2 protein-coding genes are annotated in these 1,193 nt (G+C 63.7%); both read right to left on the bottom strand.

Going from position 1 to position 1,193, the window contains the following annotated elements:
• Positions 1–605, bottom strand: a 605-nt coding sequence (istB, locus tag ACWDTF_RS24830) for an IS21-like element helper ATPase IstB (RefSeq protein ID WP_449755250.1), incomplete at its 3' end; no start/stop codon positions are given.
• 50 nt (positions 606–655) lie between these two features.
• Positions 656–1,193 (bottom strand): Mu transposase domain-containing protein (locus ACWDTF_RS24825; protein ID WP_449755249.1); only part of this gene is annotated, 538 nt, incomplete at its 5' end.

Below are 1,193 nucleotides of genomic sequence, written 5' to 3'. Positions count from 1 at the left end.
CCCCATCGGCCGAATGGCATGTTCGAGGTGATCAACACCGAGCCTTGTTCGTAGCGGCTGGCGATGAGTTGGAAGAACAGGTTCGCGGTGTCGGAGTCGAACGGCAGATACCCGATCTCGTCGATGATGAGCAGCCGGTAGCGGCGCAGCCGTTTGATCTCCGCGGCCAACCGTCCCGCGGTGTGGGCTTCGGTTAACCGTGCCGCCCAACCCGTCGCGGTGTCAAAGAGCACCGGATACGAGTTGTGGGCGGCTTTCATCCCTAATGCGATCGCCAGATGCGTTTTCCCGACTCCGGGTGGTCCGAGAAGGATCACGTTGTCTGCCTTGGCAATCCAGGTACTGGTGGCCAGATGTGCGATCACATCGCGCGGCAAAGATGGCACGTGATCGAAGGTGAAGTCCTCCACCGTTTTGACCGCCGGGAACCTCGCGGCGGCGATCCGCAGGGTGGTGCCGTTGGCTTCACGTTCGGAGACTTGGCGTTCCAGGATCGCCGCCAAGTACTGTTCGTGGCTCCAGCCCTCATCGCGGGCACGATCGGCCAACTCCGCCCAACACCGCCGGATCGTGGGGGTCTTCAACGCGCGGGTCAGGAACTCCATCTGTGTGTGAATCTGCTTGCCCGACACAGTGGTCGAGGTATCGGCGGTACTCAATTGTGGGACTCCAAATCTGTGGTGGTGGTGAAGTTGACGCCGTAGAGGTCGTCGTAGTCGGGTAGCGCCCTCATCGGCACCTGGTGGCCGTCGAGGTGAGCCCGCACCCGTGCCGCGTTGCCGGCCGCGATGTTGAGGTCCTGCATGCGGTAGTTGCGCCGCAGTTCTTTGGCGGCCCGCACATGCTGGGGATCGGCGATCGTGACGTGGTTGGCCCAACTGCGGTGGTGATCGGCCACGGTGACATCCCCGCATCGGATGACCACATCGCTCAGGTCGGCAGTGATGTCGACGAACCGGCCGATCACCGACGGATGCACCGAGTAGTCGTTGCCGGCCACCCGCACGTAGTAGTCCCGGCCCAACCGGACTCGGTGGGTCAGACCGACGTGCGGGGCCGCCGGTGGCAGAGCGGTCATCGCCGCCACATCCATCTCGAGGACGTCGGCCGGGCGGCGATCACCGATCGAACGCACGATCCGGGTGTTGGCATGCTCACCCAGCCACCAGCGGAACTGGGTGTTGAAGTCCTCC

It is taken from the genome of Gordonia sp. NPDC003422 (assembly GCF_053588675.1).
This window is presented reverse-complemented; position numbering and strand designations above follow the sequence as displayed.